Origin of the sequence: Burkholderia ambifaria AMMD (genome assembly GCF_000203915.1) — a bacterium.
Lineage (GTDB): Bacteria > Pseudomonadota > Gammaproteobacteria > Burkholderiales > Burkholderiaceae > Burkholderia > Burkholderia ambifaria.
Map to the genome: position 1 here is coordinate 2,276,705 of NC_008390.1, position 16,888 is coordinate 2,293,592.

At 67.3% G+C, this 16,888-nt stretch carries 15 protein-coding genes and 7 tRNA genes; 6 read left to right on the forward strand and 16 right to left on the reverse strand.

What is annotated here, in order from left to right; genetic code table 11:
• Positions 1–14: 14 nt before the first annotated feature.
• From BAMB_RS10435 to tsaB, 4 genes are read right to left on the reverse strand one after another with little or no spacing between them, the layout of a single operon-like run.
• On the reverse strand, positions 15–974 hold the full coding sequence (locus tag BAMB_RS10435) for a DUF1853 family protein (RefSeq protein ID WP_011657305.1): 960 nt from the start codon (positions 972–974) through the stop codon (positions 15–17).
• The gene (locus tag BAMB_RS10440) at positions 971–2,074 is read right to left on the reverse strand and encodes a uracil-DNA glycosylase (protein ID WP_011657306.1); all 1,104 of its coding nucleotides are present in this window, start codon (positions 2,072–2,074) and stop codon (positions 971–973) included. The genes BAMB_RS10435 and BAMB_RS10440 overlap by 4 nt, the downstream gene beginning before the upstream one ends.
• On the reverse strand, positions 2,061–2,561 hold the full coding sequence (rimI, locus tag BAMB_RS10445) for a ribosomal protein S18-alanine N-acetyltransferase (RefSeq protein ID WP_011657307.1): 501 nt from the start codon (positions 2,559–2,561) through the stop codon (positions 2,061–2,063). Before rimI ends, BAMB_RS10440 begins: the two co-directional genes overlap by 14 nt.
• A complete protein-coding gene (gene tsaB / locus BAMB_RS10450) occupies positions 2,558–3,325 on the reverse strand; it encodes a tRNA (adenosine(37)-N6)-threonylcarbamoyltransferase complex dimerization subunit type 1 TsaB (protein WP_011657308.1) in 768 nt (255 codons plus the stop codon). The genes rimI and tsaB overlap by 4 nt, the downstream gene beginning before the upstream one ends.
• Before the next feature lie 147 nt (positions 3,326–3,472).
• Here tsaB and BAMB_RS10455 point away from each other — a divergent pair, with 147 nt between their 5' ends.
• The 3 genes from BAMB_RS10455 (at position 3,473) to aceA (ending at position 7,337) form a co-directional block, all read left to right on the forward strand.
• On the forward strand, positions 3,473–3,742 hold the full coding sequence (locus BAMB_RS10455; RefSeq protein WP_011657309.1) for an acyl-CoA-binding protein: 270 nt from the start codon (positions 3,473–3,475) through the stop codon (positions 3,740–3,742).
• A gap of 360 nt (positions 3,743–4,102) precedes the next feature.
• The gene (locus tag BAMB_RS10460; RefSeq protein WP_011657310.1) at positions 4,103–5,641 is read left to right on the forward strand and encodes a DEAD/DEAH box helicase; all 1,539 of its coding nucleotides are present in this window, start codon (positions 4,103–4,105) and stop codon (positions 5,639–5,641) included.
• Positions 5,642–6,029: 388 nt separating this feature from the next.
• A complete protein-coding gene (gene aceA / locus BAMB_RS10465; protein ID WP_011657311.1) occupies positions 6,030–7,337 on the forward strand; it encodes an isocitrate lyase in 1,308 nt (435 codons plus the stop codon).
• A 222-nt stretch (positions 7,338–7,559) separates the two neighbouring features.
• On the opposite strand, the gene BAMB_RS10470 is transcribed toward aceA, so the two are convergent.
• Positions 7,560–7,994, reverse strand: coding sequence for a universal stress protein (locus BAMB_RS10470; RefSeq protein ID WP_006755353.1), 435 nt, complete (start codon positions 7,992–7,994; stop codon positions 7,560–7,562).
• Between the two features lie 159 nt (positions 7,995–8,153).
• Positions 8,154–9,059 carry a LysR family transcriptional regulator gene (locus BAMB_RS10475; RefSeq protein ID WP_006755352.1) on the reverse strand — a complete coding sequence of 302 codons (906 nt, stop codon included), beginning with the start codon at positions 9,057–9,059 and terminating at the stop codon, positions 8,154–8,156.
• Positions 9,060–9,213: 154 nt separating this feature from the next.
• Between BAMB_RS10475 and BAMB_RS10480 the strand changes: the two genes are divergently transcribed.
• Together BAMB_RS10480 and aceB are read left to right on the forward strand one after the other, a co-directional pair.
• A complete protein-coding gene (locus BAMB_RS10480) occupies positions 9,214–9,975 on the forward strand; it encodes a haloacid dehalogenase type II (protein WP_011657312.1) in 762 nt (253 codons plus the stop codon).
• A gap of 67 nt (positions 9,976–10,042) precedes the next feature.
• Positions 10,043–11,635 (forward strand): malate synthase A, encoded by a 1,593-nt coding sequence (aceB, locus tag BAMB_RS10485; protein WP_011657313.1) that lies wholly within the window; start codon positions 10,043–10,045, stop codon positions 11,633–11,635.
• A 186-nt stretch (positions 11,636–11,821) separates the two neighbouring features.
• Here aceB and BAMB_RS10490 read toward each other — a convergent pair whose 3' ends face one another.
• A complete protein-coding gene (locus BAMB_RS10490) occupies positions 11,822–12,235 on the reverse strand; it encodes a gamma-glutamylcyclotransferase family protein (RefSeq protein ID WP_011657314.1) in 414 nt (137 codons plus the stop codon).
• Positions 12,236–12,543: 308 nt separating this feature from the next.
• On the opposite strand from BAMB_RS10490, the gene BAMB_RS10495 reads away from it, so the two are divergent.
• A complete protein-coding gene (locus BAMB_RS10495; RefSeq protein WP_011657315.1) occupies positions 12,544–13,425 on the forward strand; it encodes an AraC family transcriptional regulator in 882 nt (293 codons plus the stop codon).
• A 27-nt stretch (positions 13,426–13,452) separates the two neighbouring features.
• Here BAMB_RS10495 and BAMB_RS10500 read toward each other — a convergent pair whose 3' ends face one another.
• From BAMB_RS10500 to gltX, 9 genes are all read right to left on the reverse strand, one after another.
• Positions 13,453–13,917 carry a GNAT family N-acetyltransferase gene (locus BAMB_RS10500; protein ID WP_006762691.1) on the reverse strand — a complete coding sequence of 155 codons (465 nt, stop codon included), beginning with the start codon at positions 13,915–13,917 and terminating at the stop codon, positions 13,453–13,455.
• A gap of 145 nt (positions 13,918–14,062) precedes the next feature.
• Positions 14,063–14,139: transfer RNA gene (locus BAMB_RS10505), tRNA-Asp, on the reverse strand.
• Positions 14,140–14,212: 73 nt separating this feature from the next.
• Positions 14,213–14,288: transfer RNA gene (locus BAMB_RS10510), tRNA-Glu, on the reverse strand.
• 65 nt (positions 14,289–14,353) lie between these two features.
• Positions 14,354–14,430 (reverse strand) — tRNA-Asp (locus BAMB_RS10515).
• An 80-nt stretch (positions 14,431–14,510) separates the two neighbouring features.
• A tRNA-Glu gene (locus BAMB_RS10520) sits at positions 14,511–14,586 on the reverse strand.
• Positions 14,587–14,649: 63 nt separating this feature from the next.
• Positions 14,650–14,726: transfer RNA gene (locus tag BAMB_RS10525), tRNA-Asp, on the reverse strand.
• 79 nt (positions 14,727–14,805) lie between these two features.
• Positions 14,806–14,881 (reverse strand) — tRNA-Glu (locus BAMB_RS10530).
• Between the two features lie 139 nt (positions 14,882–15,020).
• Positions 15,021–15,096 (reverse strand) — tRNA-Ala (locus BAMB_RS10535).
• Between the two features lie 128 nt (positions 15,097–15,224).
• Positions 15,225–16,634 (reverse strand): glutamate--tRNA ligase, encoded by a 1,410-nt coding sequence (gltX, locus tag BAMB_RS10540; protein WP_011657316.1) that lies wholly within the window; start codon positions 16,632–16,634, stop codon positions 15,225–15,227.
• Positions 16,635–16,888: the final 254 nt, after the last annotated feature.

Below are 16,888 nucleotides of genomic sequence, written 5' to 3' on the forward strand. Positions count from 1 at the left end.
CGGCTGACGCGGCGTCAGTCGTCCAGCGCGGCGAACGCCTGCGCGCGCGCCGGCCAGTCGTCCGGCACGATGAAGCCGCGCGCCGTCTCCCGCCACACACCGTCGCCGTCCTGTCGATGAACGGCGATCAGCGCGGGCGCCTGGCGCGCCGTCAATACGGATGGCAGCGCAAGCGAATTCGCCAGCGGTTCGGGCGCGGCGTCGGCCGCCACCCGCCGCGGCGCGAGCCAGGCCAGCCGCGCCAGCACGTTCCACGCCGCGCCGTCGGGTTGCGCGGCCGCCCACGCCGGCCACTGCGCGTGCGTCAGCCAGAAGCCGCGCGGATGATCGGCCGCGATTTCCGCGGCGACCGGCGGCAGCGGCACGCCATGCGGATAGAACAGCCAGCCCTTGATGAACATCTGCGCATCGGACGGCGCGCCGTAGCCGAGCAGCGCAAACCCGTGGCGATCGCTCAACCGCAACTGATGCTCGAGCAGCCGGCTGCGCTTGCGGTCGAGGCGGTCGACGAGATTCGGACCGACGAAATCCGCGAGCGATGCGTCGCCCGCCACCGGCGCGCACAGGTAGCACTTCACGGCGAGCTCCCAGTGCAGGCGCTGCCCGCCCGGCGCATCGACGAGGAAATCGACCTCGCCGAGCGTCTTGCCGTTGCTGCGCAACGGCAGATTGGCGGCGACGAGCCGCAGCGACGGCCCGTGCGTGAGGAAATATTCGAGCAGGCATTCGGCATAGCGTCCGAGCCGCACCGGCCGCAGCCCGTCGAGCGCACGGTGCAGCGGCTCGGGCGCGGCGTCGAGCGCGACGAGCCACGCTTCGACGGCCACCCGTTCGGGCCCATCCGACCACGGATGCGCGAGCGGCGCGCCGGGCGCCGCGGTGAGCAGGCTCGGGCTCGCGAGGAGCCAGCCCAGATCGCGGACCGCGACATCGCGCAGCGTATCGACGAACGCGAACGCCGCGTCGTGCGTCATTGTGCGGCCGGCCCGGTCGTGTCGGCGTCCCCCGTCTGCTGGAAGGTATCGCGCGCAAGGCACAAGTCGGCCCACGCCTTCGACTTGTCCTGCAGGCTGCGCAGCAGGTACGCCGGGTGGTAGGTGACGATCACCGGCACGCCTTCGTACGTGTGCACGCGGCCGCGCAGCGACGCGATGCTCGCGTCCGTCTTCAGCAGCGTCTGCGCGGCGAAGCGGCCGAGCGCGACGATCAGCTTCGGCTTCACGAGCGCGACCTGGCGCTGCAGGTACGGCTCGCAGCGCGCGACCTCGTCGGGTTCGGGGTTGCGATTGCCGGGCGGCCGGCACTTGATCACGTTCGCGATGTAGACGTTCTCGCCGCGCTTGAGCGCCAGCGACTGCAGCATGTTGTCGAGCAGCTTGCCGGCCTGGCCGACGAACGGCTCGCCCTGCTTGTCCTCGTTCTCGCCCGGCGCTTCGCCGATCAGCATCCAGTCCGCTTCACGATCGCCGACGCCGAACACGGTATTGGTGCGCTTCTCGCACAGGCGGCAGCTCGTGCAGTCGGCGACGCGTGCGGCGAGCGTGTCCCAGTCGAGCATCGCCACCGGCGTTGCGGCGGGACGCGCTTCGTCCGGCGGCAGCGGATCGCCGGGCGGCGTCGCGTCGAACCACGCGAAATCGTCTTCGGTGGCCGGCGGCATGTCGTCCGCGGCGGCAAACGGTGCGGGCTCGGCGGACGCACGGTCGTCATCGAGCGCGGCGCGCGTGGCCGTACCCGTACCCGCTTCGTCGCGCAGGGCCGCATTGCGAGCCGCGCCGCCCACCGGCGGCGTATCGTCACGCGGGACCACCCGCGCAGTCGGCTGCGTGGCATGCGGCTGCTGCGTCGCCGCCCGCGGTTTGGCCGCGCCGGATACGCCGGATACGCCGGATACGCCGGATGCACCGGATGCACTGGATGCACCGGTTGCGGCCGCAACGGCGGACGCGTCGCCCCCTCCGCCGGATGCCGCAGCCGGTGTTTCGCCCGCTTCCGCGCTTTGCGCGCGCTGCCCGCGCCGCACCCAGATCTGCGCGAGACCCATTTCCTCGAGCGCTGCTTCAGCCCACGCCATGCGTGTCCCCTTCGTCCTTGTTCAGCGTCAGACGCATTACGATCGCGTCCTCCCGGCCGCGATGCCGCGCCGGATAGTAGTTCTTGCGCCGGCCGATCGTCACGAAGCCGAAGCGCTCGTACAGATGGATCGCGCGCAGATTCGACGGCCGCACCTCGAGCAGCACGCCGTCGAGCCGCTCCGCGCGCGAGATGCGCACCGCTTCGCGCAGCAGCGCGAGGCCCGCGCCCGAGTGCTGGGCGGCCGGGGCGACGCACAGGTTCAGCAGGTGCATCTCGTCGATCACCGGCATCAGCACGCAATAGCCGACGAGCGCGCCCGTCACATGCCGCAGGCACACGCCGAAATAGCCGTTGCGCAGCGAATCCTCGAAGTTGCCGCGGCTCCACGGGAATTCGTACGCGACCTGCTCGATCGCGACGACCTCGTCGAGATCGGTGTCGGTCATCGGCGACAAATAGCGGTCGCTCAGCAGTACACCCGTCATCCTTTCACTCCGCCCGTCTGCGCGGCGCGCGCCGCGATGCGCTCGGCGGTGGTCTGCGCGACCTTGTCGCGCACGTATTCCGGCGCGGCCTGGTCGGCCGGCACCGTACGGCCGGCGCGAAACGCGCGCAGCGCGGCATGCGCGACCGCCAACGCATGCGGCAGCGCATCGCCGTCGATCACGGCTGCCGCGGCGGCGGCCGGCAACTGCGCGCCGAACGCGGCCGCCGCGTTGCCCGCGAGCGTGAACGGCACGTCGGGCACGCCGACGGCGCCGGGCGCGTCGAGCGACGCCGGATGCAGCGTGCGCCAGTCGCCCGCCTGGTCGTCCCACGCGAAATCGGCCCAGTATGCTTGGTCCATCCGCGCGTCGAGCGCGGCCAGCACGCGCGTCGTGCCGGGCGCGCGCAGCCGCGCGTGCTCGGCGCATGCCAGCAGCGTGCTCACCGGCACGACCGGCAGCCCGCGCCCGAACGCGAGCCCCTGGGTAATGCCGGTCGCGGTACGCAGGCCGGTGAACGAGCCGGGGCCCGCGCCGAACGCGATCGCGTCGCAGTCGGCGAACGACAGGCCCGATTCGGCGAAGAGTTCCTGGATGGCCGGCAGCACGCGCGTGCTCGACACGGCGCCCGTCGGTTCGTGGCGGACCCAGGTTTGCGGGGTGGAAACGGCGTCATCGGCCGAAGCCGAGCGCAGCAGCGCGACCGAGCAGAATTCGGTCGACGTATCGATGGCGAGGAGCACTGTTTGCGTCATGGCCGACATTGTAATGCGGCGCCCCGCTCCCACGGGCGATCGGACCCGATCCAGATGCGTGCGCCGCGCGGCCGGCGGTTTGGAAGGATCGCTCGACCCCGCGCGGCGCGGCGCTTGTTAAGATCGGCCGACTCGAAACCCTTACGGAGACACACGATGAGCGATCTCACCGCCCAATTCGACCAGGCCCAGGTCGACGTCAAGCAACTGCCCGAGCGTCCGGGCAACCTGACGCTGCTGCGCCTGTACGCGCTCTTCAAGCAAGCGACCGACGGCGACGCGCACGGCGACAAGCCGGGCTTCACCGATATCGTCGGCAAGTACAAGTACGACGCGTGGGAAGCGCTGAAAGGCACGTCGCAGGACGCCGCCAAGCAGCAGTATGTCGAACTCGTCGAATCGCTGAAGAACGGCACGGCATCCTGACCGGATCGCCCTCCCCGCAATCGGCAATCAAATCAGTGGCGCAGCGCAGCAAATTTCTTTATAATGCGGCCTGCGTCACCCCCGCGCTCGGCTCGAAAGCCGTTCCGGCCAGACGCCTCGTAGCGTTATGCTCCAATCCGGTTTAGAACCTGTCCCCTCCTGCTTCGACCCTCGCGGTCGTCACTCTCAGGCTGGCGGCCCCGCTCCTGAAGCGCGCCGCACCCAAAACAGCTTCTAATGCCTCATCCGCCGAAGGTTCGGCGGATTGCACCCCCGTTTCCTGATTTGCTCGCTGAATCCGACGACTTGGGTATGCGCGATTGGCGCCGACGTTTCACCCACTGTGTTTCAAGGATTGTTATGACTTCGAGCATTAACTCCAGCCCGCTCAACGCGATCGCCGACCAGGCGCTCGGTCTCGACGACGCCGCCGTACCGGCCGCGATCGAACCGGCGTCGGACGAGCCCAGCTTCGCGTCGCTCGGGCTGTCGCCGGAGATCGTCTCCGCGCTGGAGGCCGCCGGCTATGTGAAGCCGACGCCGGTCCAACAGCGCGCGATTCCGGCCGGCATCGCCGGCCGTGACCTGCTGGTGTCGAGCCCGACCGGTTCGGGCAAGACGGCCGCCTTCATGCTGCCCGCGATCGAACGTTTCGCGCAGCTTCAGAAGACGCTGGCGCAGCAACCGCGCACGCCGCGCGAACCGAGCCAGGGCGACCGCCGCGTGCGCCGCCCGCAACCCGTCGCGCGCCCGGGCCTGCTCGTGCTGACGCCGACCCGCGAACTCGCGATGCAGGTCACGACGGCCGCATCGACCTACGGCAAGCACCTGAAGCGCCTGCGCACCGTCAGCATCCTCGGCGGCGTCGCCTATGGCCAGCAGCTGATGCTGCTCGCGAAGAACCCGGAAATCCTGGTTGCCACGCCGGGCCGCCTGCTCGATCACCTCGAGCGCGGCCGCATTGACCTGTCGGAACTGAAGATGCTCGTGCTCGACGAAGCCGACCGCATGCTCGACATGGGCTTCATCGACGACATCGAGACGATCGTCGCGGCAACGCCCGCGTCGCGCCAGACCATGCTGTTCTCGGCCACGCTCGACGGCAAGATCGGTTCGCTGACGGGCCGCCTGCTGAAGGACCCGGAGCGCATCGAGATCCAGCAGCGCCTCGAGTCGCGCACGAACATCGCGCAGACCGTGCACTACGTCGACGACCGCGACCACAAGGATCGTCTGCTCGATCACCTGCTGCGCGACGACGCGCTCGACCAGGCGATCATCTTCACGGCGACCAAGATCGACGCCGACCAGCTCGCCGGCCGTCTCGCCGACGCAGGCTTCGAATCGGCCGCACTGCACGGCGACCTGCCGCAGGGCGCGCGTAACCGCACGATCCGTGCGCTGCGCGAGCGCCGTGTGCGCGTGCTGGTTGCGACCGACGTCGCGGCCCGCGGCATCGACATCCCGGGCATCACGCACGTATTCAACTACGACCTGCCGAAGTTCGCGGAAGACTACGTGCACCGTATCGGCCGTACGGGCCGCGCCGGCCGTTCGGGCACCGCGGTGAGCCTCGTGCACCACGCCGAACAGGGCGCGCTCAAGCGCATCGAGCGCTTCGTGCGCTCGCCGCTGCCGGTCAACGTGATCGAAGGCTTCGAGCCGCGCAAGGCACCCGCGCGCACCGGCAGCACCGGTGGCCGCGGCCGTCCGGGCGGCGGTAACGGCGGTCGTCGTTTCGGCGGTAAGCCGGGCGGCGGTCATGCCGGCGCCGGCCGTAGCTACGGCGGCGGCAATGGCGGCGGCTGGAGCGGCAAGCCGAGCGGCAGCCGTGACGGCGGCCCGCGTCGCGACGGCCAACGCAGCAGCGGCCCGCGTCGCAGCAACTCGGCGTCGTAAGCACGCCCGGGCGGCTCCGGCCGCCCGACGGAGGGCCACCCCATCCGGCAGACCGGCGCACCCGCGCCGGTTTTTTTTCGTCCCGCCCCACATTTCACGATGCGGAAAATTTTTTTGCGTCGTAAAAAGTCATGCTGCGCGGCACAACCTTACGATTGCGAGATGGGAAAAATCGTTTCTCATTGCGAAACGTTACTGGCAACCTTTTGATTCATAACGATTAAAAAATTTCGAGCTTCCGGAGATAGCCCCTGTTTCATGTCGGTCGGTTTGCCTAGACTCTTATACAAGACTTCGCGAAACGGCAGCACCCCGCTCCGCTTCGCGAACAGCATCCTCACCGTCCGATTCGACTCATCAGGCAACGCACCGTATCAAGGAGCTCATCATGTCGCGACACCAACAGGCGCAGGAACTGCAACAGCAATGGGAAACCGATCCGCGCTGGAAAGGCATCAAGCGCAGCTACACCGCTGACGACGTGGTTCGCCTGCGCGGCTCGATCGCCGTCGAGCACACGCTGGCCAAGCGCGGCGCGCAAAAGCTGTGGAGCCTCATGAACGAAGAGCCGTTCGTCAACGCGCTCGGCGCGCTGACCGGCAACCAGGCAATGCAGCAGGTGAAGGCCGGTCTCAAGGCGATCTACCTGTCGGGCTGGCAAGTGGCCGGCGACGCGAACGTCGCGGGCGAAATGTACCCGGACCAGTCGCTGTACCCGGCGAACTCGGTGCCGCTCGTCGTCAAGCGCATCAACAACACGCTGACGCGCGCCGACCAGATCCAGTGGTCCGAAGGCAAGAACCCGGGCGACGAAGGTTACGTCGACTACTTCGCGCCGATCGTCGCGGATGCGGAAGCCGGCTTCGGCGGCGTGCTGAACGCGTTCGAGCTGATGAAGGCGATGATCGAGGCAGGCGCATCGGGCGTCCACTTCGAGGACCAGCTTGCATCGGTGAAGAAGTGCGGCCACATGGGCGGCAAGGTGCTCGTGCCGACGCGCGAGGCCGTCGCGAAGCTGTCGGCGGCGCGTCTCGCCGCTGACGTGATGGGCACGCCGACCGTGCTGGTCGCGCGCACCGACGCGGAAGCAGCGGACCTGATCACGTCCGACATCGACGACAACGACAAGCCGTTCCTGACGGGCGAGCGCACGGTCGAAGGCTTCTTCCGCACGAAGCCGGGCATCGAGCAGGCGATCTCGCGCGGCCTCGCGTATGCGCCGTACGCCGATCTGGTCTGGTGCGAAACGGGCAAGCCGGATCTCGAGTACGCGAAGAAGTTCGCGGAAGCGATCCACAAGCAGTTCCCGGGCAAGATGCTGTCGTACAACTGCTCGCCGTCGTTCAACTGGAAGAAGAACCTCGACGACGCGACGATCGCGAAGTTCCAGAAGGAACTGGGCGCGATGGGCTACAAGTTCCAGTTCATCACGCTGGCCGGCTTCCATGCGCTGAACTACTCGATGTTCAACCTCGCGCACGGCTATGCCCGCACGCAGATGAGCGCGTTCGTCGAACTGCAGCAGGCCGAGTTCGCGGCGGCCGACAAGGGCTTCACGGCCGTCAAGCACCAGCGCGAAGTCGGCACCGGATACTTCGACGCGGTGACGCAGACGGTCGAGCGCGAAGCCTCGACGACCGCGCTGCACGGCTCGACCGAGGACGAACAGTTCTTCGACGGCAAGAAGGTCGCGTAACGCGCGCAAGCGTCACGCCGATGCCCGCCCGTCACGCGACGGCGCGGCATCGGCGGCACCGAACAAAAATCAGGGAGGAGACGGCAGGCGCGCGGTGACCCGCGCGACCCGCCGCGCGCGGCCCTCGGCCGCCTGCAACGACGCGCGCCGGCTTCGTCCGGCGCGCCCTTTTTCAGCGGCGCTGCCGTGCCGCCGCCCGCGCGGCCACGGACGACGTCGCCGCTACCGATAGACAATCACCGGAATTTTCGTATGGGTCAGCACGCGCTGCGTCTCGCTGCCGATCAGCAGGCTGCCGAGCCCGCGGCGCCCGTGGGACGCCATGAAGATCACGTCGCAACCGCCGCGTTCGGCCGCCTCGATGATGCCGAGATACGGAGACGGATGCACGCTCGTCCAGCTGTCACAGACGACGCCGGCCGCCTTCGCGGCCGCCTGCACCTCGTCGAGGTGCGCGCGCGCCTCGCGCTCGCTGCGCGCGCGGAAATCGGCGGGCGGCTCGATGATCACTTCGGAAAACGGCGAGTACGGATACTGCGGCAGACACGCGTAGGCCGTGACCTGCGCGCCGACCGCGCGCGCCAGGTCGATCGCGCCGTCGATCGCCTTCTGCGACAGTTCGGAACCGTCGGTTGGAACGAGGATGTGCCGGAACATCGCGCCCTCCTTCGTCAGACGCACCGCGCGCGCCGCGAACCCATGCGAGCCGGCCCCGGCGTGTCGCGCATGCCAGTTTCGATTGTAGTGCGCGAAACCGGGCGGCCGGCGCCGTCAGCGGGTTCGCCCTCATATCGGAAACGCGCGGGCGGCCGCGCGCTACTCGCCCCAATACCCGGGCCGCTCGTACGTGTGTTTCAGGTAATCGAGAAACAGCCGCACGCGCAGCGGCAGGTGGCGGCGCTGCGGAAACACCGCGTGGATGCCGATCGGCGGCGCCGCGAACGCATCGAGCACGCTGACGAGCCGGCCGGCCGCGATGTCGCCGCCGACCTCCCACCACGATCGCCAGGCCAGGCCGTAGCCGGCGAGGCACCACTCGTGCAGCACAGCGCCGTCCGAGCATTCCATCGTACCGTTCACGCGGATCGACACGACCTTGTCGTCCTCCTGGAACGCCCAGCCGCGCTGCTGGTTCGCGTTCGCGGCCAGCGCGAGGCAGTTGTGGCGCGCGAGTTCGGCGAGCGTGGCGGGCGTGCCGCGCCGCGCGAGATACGCCGGAGACGCGACGCACACGCGCCGGTTCTCGCCGAGCTTCAGCGACACCAGCGACGAATCGGGCAACTCGCCGAGCCGTACCGCGCAATCGAACCCTTCGTTGACGAGGTCGACCATCCGGTCGGACAGGTCGAGCGTGACCGACACGTCCGGATGCGCGCCGCTGAACTCGGGCACGAGCGGCGCGACGTGGCGCCGCCCGAAGCCGGCCGGCGCGGAAATACGCAGGTGGCCGCTCGCCTTCACGCCGCCGGCGGACACGCTCGCCTCCGCGTTCTGCATGTCGTTGATGATCCGCTGGCAATCCTCGAGGAAGGCCGACCCCTCGAAAGTCAGCGTGAGCTTGCGGGTCGTCCGCACCAGCAGCTTGACGCCGAGCCGCTCCTCGAGCGCGTCGAGGCGGCGGCCGATGATCGCCGGCGCGACGCCTTCCGCGTGCGCGGCCGCCGACAGGCTGCCCTTCGCCGCGACCGCGGCGAACGTTTCGATCTGTTTGAACCGGTCCATGACTCGAAAGGACGGCCATCCCGCCCTTCAAATAGCTTAAGCCGGTCAAGATTATGTATATGAAAGTAAAAGATCAAGTGATGATTAGCGTCTTTTTTAGTACATGTGATCACAAATAGAATCGACTCGACCTCTGAAACTGGAGCGCAAGGCTATGTCGGCCACAACGACACTCTCCTCTCCCGACGCAATCCTCTTCGACGCATTCGGCACGTTGTTCGACGTGCATGCGGTCGTGGCCGCGGCGGAGCAGATGTTTCCCGGTCACGGGGAGCGGTTGTCGCAGCTGTGGCGACGCAAGCAAATCGAATACTCGCAGTTGCGCACGCTCGCCGATCCGGCCGGCGCCCGCTATCGCCCGTTTCGCGACATCACGCTCGACGCGCTGCGCTTCGCCGCGCGCGTGCTCGGCCTCACGCTGAACAGCGCGGCCGAGAAACGGCTGATGGACGAATACGCGTGCCTATCCACCTACCCCGACACGCTGCCCGCGCTGCGCAAGCTGCGCGCGCTCGACCCGCGCCCGCCGCTCGCGATCCTGTCCAACGGCAACCCGGAAATGCTCGACATCGCGATCAAGAGCGCCGGCATGACCGGCCTGTTCGATCGCGTGCTGTCGGCCGACACCGTGCGCGCGTACAAGCCGAGCCCGGCCGTCTACGCACTCGGCACCGCGGCGTTCGGCGCGAACGCGCGCGACATCGTGTTCGTGTCGTCGAACGCGTGGGACGTCGCGGGGGCCGCCTGGTTCGGCTACACGACGTTCTGGCTCAATCGCACGGGCGCGCCCGCCGAGGAACTCGGCGCGCCGCCCGACGGCACCGGCAGCGGCATGGCCGACCTGCTCGCCTTCCTCGCCACCCCGGCTCCATCCGGCAGACCCGCGAACCGCGCGCGCCCCGGCCCGGGCGCATGAGGGTCGCGGCGCTGCCGCCTTCCCCCTTCACCGAAACCGCAACTGACCGACCAAGGAGATGAGACTCATGAGCACCCCGATCACGCTGCCGCAAGGCATGGCGATCACCGGCGAAATCAAGCCGGGTTACGAAGCAATCCTGACGCCTGACGCGCTCGCACTCGTCGCGGCGCTGCACCGCACGTTCGAGCCGCGTCGCCAGGCGCTGCTGCAGGCCCGCGTCGAACGCACCAAGCGCCTCGACGCCGGCGAACGCCCCGATTTCCTGGCCGACACGAAGGCGATCCGCGAAGGCGACTGGAAGGTCGCGCCGCTGCCGGCCGACCTGCAATGCCGCCGTGTCGAGATCACGGGCCCCGTCGAGCGCAAGATGATCATCAACGCGCTGAACTCCGGCGCCGATTCGTACATGACGGACTTCGAGGACTCGAACGCGCCGAGCTGGACGAACCAGATCGACGGCCAGATCAACCTGAAGGACGCGGTGCGCCGCACGATCTCGCTCGAGCAGAACGGCAAGTCGTACCGGCTGAACGACAAGGTCGCGACGCTGATCGTGCGTCCGCGCGGCTGGCATCTCGACGAGAAGCACGTGACGGTCGACGGCCAGCGCGTGTCCGGCGGCATCTTCGATTTCGCGCTGTTCCTGTTCCACAACGCGAAGGAATTGATCGCGCGCGGCTCGGGCCCGTACTTCTACCTGCCGAAGATGGAAAGCCATCTCGAAGCGCGCCTGTGGAACGACATCTTCGTCGCGGCACAGGAAGCGGTCGGCGTGCCGCGCGGCACGATCCGCGCGACGGTGCTGATCGAGACGATCCTCGCCGCGTTCGAGATGGACGAGATCCTGTACGAACTGCGCGAACACAGCTCGGGCCTGAATGCCGGCCGCTGGGACTACATCTTCTCGGCGATCAAAAAGTTCAAGAACGACCGCGACTTCTGCCTGGCCGACCGCGCGAAGATCACGATGACGGTGCCGTTCATGCGCGCGTACGCGTTGCTGCTGCTGAAGACCTGCCACAAGCGCAACGCACCGGCAATCGGCGGGATGAGCGCGCTGATTCCGATCAAGAACGATCCGCAGGCGAACGAGAAGGCGATGGGCGGCGTGCGCTCGGACAAGCAGCGCGACGCGACCGACGGCTACGACGGCGGCTGGGTCGCGCACCCGGGCCTCGTGCCGATCGCGATGGAGGAATTCGTCAAGGTGCTCGGCGACAAGCCGAACCAGATCGCCAAGCAGCGCGACGACGTGCAGATCGAAGGCAAGAATCTGCTCGACTTCCAGCCTGAAGCGCCGATCACCGAAGCCGGCCTGCGCAACAACATCAACGTCGGCATTCACTATCTCGGCGCGTGGCTCGACGGCAACGGCTGCGTGCCGATCCACAACCTGATGGAAGACGCGGCCACCGCCGAAATCTCCCGCTCGCAGGTGTGGCAGTGGATCCGCTCGCCGAAGGGCGTGCTCGACGACGGCCGCAAGGTCACGGCGGAACTCGTGCGCGAATTCGCGAAGGCCGAGCTCGACAACGTGAAGCGTTCCGTCGGCGGCAACACGCAGCCCTACGAGCGTGCGGCGGCGATCTTCGAACAGATGTCGACGTCGGAAGGCTTCACCGAATTCCTGACGCTGCCGCTGTACGAGGAAATCTGACGATGCGGGCCGGGTCCTGCCGGCCCGGTCGTGCCCGACCTGCCCGCCGCCGGTCGCACCGGCCGGCGGCATGAAAAGCGCCCGCCATGAAAAACACCCCAAAGGTTGGATTCGCATCCAACTTTTGAGGTGCAGTTCAGCCAGGGCGCTTTTTCTTTGCGGCGCAGCAGTTGGCCGCGCGAGCGCTCAGGCGGCTTCCCGCTCGCGCCGGTGCTGAACCCAGTCGCCCGATGCGATGCGCGGACGGTCGGCTGCCGCATGCGCGGCGACCGGATAGTAGATGCACGCGTACGTACGGCCGCCGAGCTGGACGGTCACCGGCTCCTGCCGGAACAGCGTGTCGACGCCCGGATAGACGCGCTCGATCTCGTCGAGCACGGGCATCAACTGCTCGTCGATCTCGTAGACGTCGCCCCATACGAGCGACTGGCCGGCCGGCCCGGCGATCATGCCCGGGTACGTGCCGAAATCGTACAGTTCGCCCGGCAGCGCGGCCGCACCGAGCAGCGTCGGCGCGGCGATCCCGTGCCGCGCGGCCGCATGGCCGATGTCGTTGGCTTCTCCCGCTCTCAACGTGCCGTAGACGAATACGTAGCGCATCTTGGTTCTCCTCTTCGATTCAGGTGTTGCCATGCCGGGCCGTCGCGGCCGCGCCGCGGGCACCGGCGTGTTCAGGGCGTTCGGGGCGCCGCTCGCGCGACAACGCGCCCGCATCGGTAGACCGCGATCGCGGCCCGATGTTTTTTGGCCCCGCGCGTCTGCAGGCCCAAACTTGCCCGCGGCCGGAATGCGCGCGGCCCCATACAAAGTTCATTTGAACGGTGCATTATCGGCCGAAAAACCGCCGCATGCGCCTGCGCGGCGCCTTCTAAAATAACGGCATCGCCGCCGCGCCGACCGAGTCGTCCATGAATCCGCCTGCCCAAGCCGACACATCGAACCCCTACGACGTCATCGACATCCCGCCCGAGTTCGCGCCGACCCGCGTCCACCCGATGCGCGTGCGGGCGCGGCAGGTGGATGCCGGCCGCCGGATCCCGCTGCACACGCATGCGTGGGCGCAGCTCGCGTACGCGTCGCGCGGGGTGCTGCGCGTCGCGACGACCGGGACGACGTGGATGGTGCCGCCGTCCCGCGCGATCTGGGTACCGCCGCACGTCACGCACGAAGTCGTGATCGTCGAGGACGCGTATCTGCGCACGCTGTATATCGACGAGTCGATCGTGCCGGACGGGCTCGATGCATGCCGGGTGGTCGAGGTGACGGGCTTGCTGCGCGAACTGATCGTCGCGCTCGACGCGCGCGACCTGAGCGATGCGCGCGAGCGGCTGCTGTGCGGGCTCGTGCTCGACGAGCTGAGCCGCGCCGAACCGCTGCCGCTCGCGGTGCCGATGCCCGACGAGAAACGCCTGCGCATGCTGTGCGAGTCGGTGCTCGCGCAACCGGCGCATGCGGAATCGCTCGAGCACTGGGCAAGCGAGGTCGGCGCGAGCACGCGCACGATTTCGCGGCTCTTCAAGCAGGAACTGGGCGTGAGCTTTTCGCAGTGGCGGCAGCAGGCGCTGCTCGCGCGCGCGATTCCGCTGTTGAACCAGGGGCGTCCGCTGTCGCATATCGCGCGCGAGCTCGGCTACCAGAGCCAGAGTGCGTTTTCGGCGATGTTCCGGCGCGCGTTCGGCGAAAGCCCGCGCGCGTTCATGCTGCGCGGCTACGAGCACCGCGGCGCGGAGGACGGCATCGCGACGGACGACGCCCTCGACGACGACGACGCGTTCGGCACCGCCCGCTGACGGTCTCCGCGCTGCACCGTTATTCGCTCAGACCGTACGCACCATGTGGCGGATCGAGCCGAGCTGCGCGAGCCTCGGCCCGGTGACGCGGTAGCCCATTCGCTGGTAGAGCCGCGCGGCCGGATTGTCGACGAACACGCGCAACTGCAGTTCGTGCAGCCCGCGGGCGCGCGCCCAGCGCAGCGACATGTCGAGCATGTAGGTGCCGGCGCCCTGGCCGCGATGACCGGCTGCAATCTGCACATCGCGAATGTGCAGCGAATCGCCCTCCTCGGTCACGCGCAGCACGCCGATGCGTTCGCCGTCGGCTTCCAGGATGAAGTTTTCGGATTCGCGCCAGCTCGCATAGAACAGGTCGCTGCGCCAGACGAGTCCATGGCGCTTGTAATAGCCGCCCATGTTGCCGTGCGTGAGCGCCTCGGCAAACGGAAAATCGCCAGGCTCCGCGGGCCGGAGCTGATACAGCAATCGCAGGTCGGTCGGATCGAGCATCGCGCGGGGGTCAAGAACGCATCCCGCCACGATAGCGCAGTCGCGGGCGGATGCAATCGCGAATTTCTCGTAGCGGGTGCCCGCAAGCGGGCACGACCAGAAATACAAATGAAAAAGCCCGCACAAGGCGGGCTTTCTCATTTTCTGGCGGAGCGGACGGGACTCGAACCCGCGACCCCCGGCGTGACAGGCCGGTATTCTAACCAACTGAACTACCGCTCCAGTTTTGCTTCTTGCCTGGCAGGCGTCGGTCACTTCCTGCCGGCGCATCGTTTGTTCGAACGACGCCGAAATCTGGCGTCCCCTAGGGGATTCGAACCCCTGTACTCACCGTGAAAGGGTGATGTCCTAGGCCTCTAGACGAAGGGGACAACGTACTGCTTACATCTTTAATACAAAAGCCCGTTCAAAACGTTCATTTGAACGGGCTTGGTTCTGGCGGAGCGGACGGGGCTCGAACCCGCGACCCCCGGCGTGACAGGCCGGTATTCTAACCAACTGAACTACCGCTCCAGCTTTCTGCACCACCACCCGCAGGACCACGTTCACGTCCTGCCAGCGTTGCGACACTTCTACGAAACGCCGCTGAATCCTGGCGTCCCCTAGGGGATTCGAACCCCTGTACTCACCGTGAAAGGGTGATGTCCTAGGCCTCTAGACGAAGGGGACAGCGTACTGCTTACATCTTTAATACAAAAGCCCGCTCAAAAACGTCTTGAACGGGCTTCGTTCTGGCGGAGCGGACGGGACTCGAACCCGCGACCCCCGGCGTGACAGGCCGGTATTCTAACCGACTGAACTACCGCTCCAACTTTCTGCACCGTTACCTGCAGGACGTCGGTTACGTTCTGCAAGCCTCGCGACACTTCTACGAAACGCCGCTGAATCTGGCGTCCCCTAGGGGATTCGAACCCCTGTACTCACCGTGAAAGGGTGATGTCCTAGGCCTCTAGACGAAGGGGACATGATCTTTTCAGATCTGTCTGACTTTCGCTATTCACTCACCGCAACAGCGAAGGCCGAAATTCTAACTGCTTTAAATCATTTTGTGAAGCATTTATTACTACTGCCACCGCTTCACAACTCAATCCATTCTGCTCTGATGGTGGAGGTAAGCGGGATCGAACCGCTGACCTCTTGCATGCCATGCAAGCGCTCTCCCAGCTGAGCTATACCCCCTTGCAGAACAGAAATGAGATTATATGGACCGATTTTGAACTTGTAAATACCCTTTTTGCGATTGGAGCGAAATTTTTTGCGAAGCCGCGCCGCCCTCACGCGCGGACGGCCTCGCTCGCGCCCCAACCTCAGGCCAGCGCGGCCTCGATACGCGACACCACGACGTCGCGACCGAACAGCACGAGCACCGCGTCGATCGACGGCGTATGCGTCGTGCCCGCCACCAGCAGGCGCACCGGCATCGCGAGCTGCGGCATCTTTAGCTTGTGCGTGCCGAGCGTCGCCTTCAGCGCCGCGGACACGGCTTCCTTCGTCCAGTCGGCCGCCTTCAGTGCGGCGACGAGGTCGGCCAGCGCCGGACGCACCGCATCGGTCACGTGCTGCGCGAGTGCGTCGGCGTCCGGCGCCGGCACACGGTAGAACATCGCGGCGCCTTCGGCGATCTCCTTGACCGTCGTCGCGCGATCCTTCATCAGGCCGACCACCGCGTCGAGCGCGGGGCCCGTCGCGATCGCCGCCTCCTCGATGCCGAGCGCGTCGAGGAACGGCTTCGCCAGCGCGGCGAGGCGCGCGTTGTCGGCTTCCTTGATGTAGTGGGCGTTCAGCCAGCTCAGCTTGCTGTGGTCGTACTGCGCGGGCGACTTGCCGAGATGCTCGAGGTCGAACCATTCGACGAACTGTTCGCGCGTGAAGATTTCAGCGTCGCCGTGCGACCAGCCCAGACGCGCGAGATAGTTGACGACGGCCTCCGGCAGGAAGCCGGCGTCACGGTAAGCCATCACGCTCATCGCGCCATGCCGCTTGCTCATCTTCTCGCCCTGCTCGTTCAGCACGGTCGGCAGGTGCGCATAGACGGGCGGCTCGCCGCCGAGCGCGCGCAGGATGTTGATCTGGCGCGGCGTGTTGTTCACGTGGTCGTCGCCACGGATCACGTGCGTGATGTTCATGTCCATGTCGTCCACGACGACGCAGAAGTTGTAGATCGGCGTGCCGTCCGGGCGCGCAATCACGAGGTCGTCGAGTTCCTCGTTCGAGATCTCGACACGGCCCTTCACCGCGTCGTCCCACACGACCGTGCCGGTCAGCGGGTTGCGGAAACGCAGCACCGGCTTCACGCCGGCCGGCGGCTCGGGCAGCACCTTGCCCGGCTCCGGACGCCACGTGCCGTCGTAGCGCGGCTTCAGGCCGGCCTCGCGCTGGCGTTCGCGCAGCGCGTCGAGCTCCTCGGCCGACATGTAGCACGGGTACGCGAGGCCCTGCTCGAGCATCTGCGCGAGCACCTCGCGATAGCGGTCCATCCGCTGCATCTGGTAGATCGGGCCTTCGTCGAAATCGAGGCCGAGCCACTGCATCCCTTCGAGGATCGCGTCGACGGCTTCCTGCGACGAACGCTCGACGTCGGTATCCTCGATACGCAGCACGAACGTGCCCTTCATCTTGCGGGCGAACGCCCACGGATAGAGCGCGGAGCGGATGTTGCCGAGGTGGATGAAGCCGGTGGGACTCGGCGCGAAGCGGGTACGGACAGGACGGGTCATAAACGGTAACTCGAACGCCTGGGGCGCATGAATGATTCGACGCGGGATCGACGGCGGCAGCCCGGACAGCAATGGGGCCGGCCGCGCCCGGAACGGGAAAGAAGCCGGAATTATACTCGCGCCGGTCTTCGCGCCAAGCGCGCCGCTTGCTTTATGATGTGCGCGCCGCGGCCGCCAGCCGGCGCCGCGCCGGCCGCCCGGATTCCGCCGCACGGCCGCTCGGAACCTATCGCCGCCGCGGGCCACACGGCCCG